At 24.3% G+C, this 3,464-nt stretch carries 4 protein-coding genes; 3 read left to right on the top strand and 1 reads right to left on the bottom strand.

Translation table 11 applies throughout. From position 1 onward, the window contains the following. Positions 1-60: 60 nt before the first annotated feature. Positions 61-738: a hypothetical protein gene (locus tag ON17_RS00745; RefSeq protein WP_017191573.1), complete on the top strand. Its 678-nt coding sequence runs from the start codon at positions 61-63 to the stop codon at positions 736-738. A gap of 367 nt (positions 739-1,105) precedes the next feature. Here ON17_RS00745 and ON17_RS03520 read toward each other — a convergent pair whose 3' ends face one another. Next, a complete protein-coding gene (locus ON17_RS03520; protein ID WP_017191572.1) occupies positions 1,106-1,267 on the bottom strand; it encodes a hypothetical protein in 162 nt (53 codons plus the stop codon). 177 nt (positions 1,268-1,444) lie between these two features. On the opposite strand from ON17_RS03520, the gene ON17_RS00740 reads away from it, so the two are divergent. Next, positions 1,445-2,128: a hypothetical protein gene (locus ON17_RS00740; protein ID WP_017191571.1), complete on the top strand. Its 684-nt coding sequence runs from the start codon at positions 1,445-1,447 to the stop codon at positions 2,126-2,128. Between the two features lie 259 nt (positions 2,129-2,387). Continuing rightward, positions 2,388-3,332 carry a rhodanese-related sulfurtransferase gene (locus tag ON17_RS00735; protein WP_017191570.1) on the top strand — a complete coding sequence of 315 codons (945 nt, stop codon included), beginning with the start codon at positions 2,388-2,390 and terminating at the stop codon, positions 3,330-3,332. Positions 3,333-3,464: the final 132 nt, after the last annotated feature.

Here is a 3,464-nt window from a genome sequence, read left to right as displayed (position 1 = left end):
TAAAAATACTTTTATAAGAAAAATTAAAGAAAAAAAGGAAATTAATAAGGAAAATAATATATGTATATATTGTTGAACAGATTTGCAAAGAAAAAGTTCGCTTATTCTAAAATCGAGCAACAAGAAATAACTACTACTCCAGAATATTTAGCTAATGAAAAAACAGATGATAGACTATTTTTAAAAATTATTCTTTTGTTATGCGCTATAATGTTTGTTGGTATGTTGACGATTATATTGTTGTTCCATTTTGCCGCAATTAAATTCAACGTTAAAAAATTTATTTCTGAATTTGAATTACTGGGTTATCAAGGCGAAGAATTAATTATTTTAATTGGTTTTTTAGTATTCATGATCGGCTCTTCTTTTCCGCATATTTCTTTATACGCTGTTTTTGTTTTCACTTTTTATATGGGAGTTGTTTTCTCTGGCATCCAATTTGAATCTTTTTGCGACACTTTAAAACAAGTTAAAAAGATTAATAAGTACGAAATAAAGACTATTTTTAGTCGCATTCGCTTAGCAATTACTTTAACTGTTAATTTAGTCGTTATTTACTTAACAGCTACTTTCGTTATTTTTAAAGACATCAATAACACTAACAACCTTAAAGCAGTGGTTTTATACGCTTTATCTTTCTTAGTTTTTTTCAAACTAATTGAATTCATATCTGGTTTAAAACTTTCTTTTTCGCAAAATAACCAAAAAAATTTATCCATCAAGAAGACTTTTGCCTAGTAAAAGTTTATTCTTATAATTTAGTTTAGTACATTATTTCTTTACTCTTTTGAGTAAATTAATCATTTAGGATTGATTAATTAATATATCAGCAGCATTTAATTATTTTAAAGTGCAATAAAAATATTTCTTATTTGGTTATATAAAAAAAGACCTTCCAAGGTCTTTTTTTATATTTAATAAAGGTCTTTTTTAATAGTTTTTAGCCTGGTAAAAGCTAAAAGATACTTATAAAATTACCTTTTAATGTCTAATTCTTCTAAATAAGCGTTGATTTGTTTTTTCTAATTGTGCAAGATTTTTTTATTTTCTTCAATATTTTCTATAATATCTTCAATATTAATGTTTTCTTCTTTAATATTTAATTTTACAGAATTGTCACTAAACCAAAAGTTTTCTTTATGAAAAAAACATTACCGATACTGCCAGAACAAACTATAGTTATGGCGTCTTTGATAGAATTATGTGAATGATAATGCCCCAAAGGTTCTATGCCGCCGCTAGCCACATAATATGGATTTTTTTTCATTTGGCAATTCAGATAATTGTTTTTTTATAAGTCTTTTTCCTCCTTTATAAACCATTTATCAAAAATAATTAGCTTTTTTATATATTTAATCATTTTTCCATATTTGTTATGATAAAATTAAATTGATATTGAAAAAAATAATTTCATTTAATATTGTTCAAATTCAAAGAGGAAACAATGGTTAAAAAACAGACAGGAAAATTTATTTTACGTAAAATAATTATTATTTCTATTTTTATTTCAATGTCCATAATGTTGGATTATTTTCAAAAATGGTTTTTACCTTTTTTAACTTTACCTTTTGGAGGACAAATTTTTAAATTATCTTTTCTTGTTTTATTTTTATCAGGTTTCGTTTTAGGTTTTAAAAACGGTTTAACGGTCAATTGTTTTTACATTTTATTCCATTTATTAAAAAGTTATGCTTATATCATCAGCACTAAAGAAGTTTATCAATTGGGATGGTTTTATTTTTCCTTAACTTTACTTTTTGATTACCTTATTTATGATTTATCCGTTAGTTTATCAGGTCTTTTTTATAAAAACGATTTTAATCAGTTAAAAAATAAAAAAACTATTTTAATCAGTTTGTTTACAGTAGTCTTTTTAAGAATTTTAAGCACTTCTCTTTCTACTTATTTTGTTTATTTTCAAAGAATCAATCCTTCGCAAAAAGATTTGTTTTTCTGGCGTTTTTTATACAGTTTAAAAGAAAAGGGACAAGCTTGGGAATTTTGTTTATTTTTTAGCTCTTTTTTATTTATAATTTATTATGTTATCGGCAGTATATTAATTATTTTTTTAGCTCCTAAATTAGAATATGTTTTAGAAAAATATTCTTTAGAAAAAATTAACTTCTAAGTAAAAGAAGAGCATAGAGAAAGAAATGAGTCATATTCAATGGCTCATTTCTGTTTTAGAGCTCTTTTAAGAAAGTACTTGAAATATTTTAAGAGTTCTTCTTTTGAATAAGAGATAGACAAGAAAGAAAATTAATATATTTTTTTAGTAAAATTGAGTTAAAACGATTTATAATATATTTAGTTATGACATTTAAAAATTTTTATTTTTCACTTAAAATATTTTTAAAAAGTTATTCACAAGGTAGGAATTATAATTTATGGTCGAAAAAAAACCTTATTTAGTTATTTTATTTTATAATTATTCACATATTGAAAACCCTGAAACTTTTCAAAAAAGTCATTTAAAATTTTGCCAAAACTTAGGACTTTTAGGGAGAATTATTGTTTCTCATGAAGGTATTAATGGTACTTTATCAGGTTTAGAAAAAGACATTAACGCTTATATGAATTATTTAGCGCAAGATCCCCGTTTCTCAGAAACAGAATTTAAAATAGAGTCTTCTGATAAACATGTTTTCCCTCGTCTTTCGGTAAAACATAAAGAAGAAATTGTGGCTTTAAAATTAAAAGAAGATATTTCTTTAGAAGAAAAAGCGAATAATTATTTAAAACCTAAAGAATTTTATCAATTATTACAAGAAAAAGATGTAGTAGTGTTGGATGTTCGTAATGATTATGAATATAATATAGGACATTTTAAAAACGCTATTAACCCTAATGTTCGTAATTTCCGTGATTTACCTGAATGGTCTGAACAAAATATCTCTTTATTAAAAGATAAAAAAGTTTTGACTTATTGTACTGGTGGAGTGCGTTGTGAAAAAATGTCCGCTTTTTTAAGGAAAAAAGGGGTAGAAGAAGTTTACCAATTGAAAGGCGGTATTATTAAATACGGTCAAGACGAAGAGGTTCAAGGTAAATTATTTGACGGTCAAGTGTATGTTTTTGACGAAAGAATAGCGACTAAAGTAAATCAACATGAAAATGTTATCGTGGGTAAAGATTATTTTGATCAAAAACCATGTGAAAGATATATTAACTGTGCTAATCCAAGTTGTAACTTACAAATTTTATGCAGCGAAGAGAACGAACATAAATATTTAGGCAGTTGTTCGAAAGAATGTCGAAAACATCCTCAAAACCGTTATGTTATTAAACATAATGTTGATATCAATAAAAAAGAATATAAATCAATTTTATAATAATTAGGTTAAAAAATGATTAAGTCATCAAAATTGTTCTTTTTTGTTAAAATATTTTGACTTTTGACAATAAATAAGATAAAATAATATGAGAGTTTTTATTTTATTATAATTTTTTAAAAATTATAATAT

The organism is Poinsettia branch-inducing phytoplasma str. JR1 (genome assembly GCF_000309465.1).
GTDB classification, from domain to species: domain Bacteria; phylum Bacillota_I; class Bacilli_A; order Acholeplasmatales; family Acholeplasmataceae; genus Phytoplasma; species Phytoplasma pruni.
This window is presented reverse-complemented; position numbering and strand designations above follow the sequence as displayed.

What these genes read in the sequence shown, in the direction of transcription:
- ON17_RS00740 (WP_017191571.1), top strand. Translation starts at nt 1,445, where the DNA reads ATGGTTAAAAAACAGACAGGAAAATTTATTTTACGTAAAATAATTATT.
- ON17_RS00745 (WP_017191573.1), top strand. Translation starts at nt 61, where the DNA reads ATGTATATATTGTTGAACAGATTTGCAAAGAAAAAGTTCGCTTATTCT.
- ON17_RS00735 (WP_017191570.1), top strand. Translation starts at nt 2,388, where the DNA reads ATGGTCGAAAAAAAACCTTATTTAGTTATTTTATTTTATAATTATTCA.
- ON17_RS03520 (WP_017191572.1), bottom strand. Translation starts at nt 1,267, where the DNA reads ATGAAAAAAAATCCATATTATGTGGCTAGCGGCGGCATAGAACCTTTG.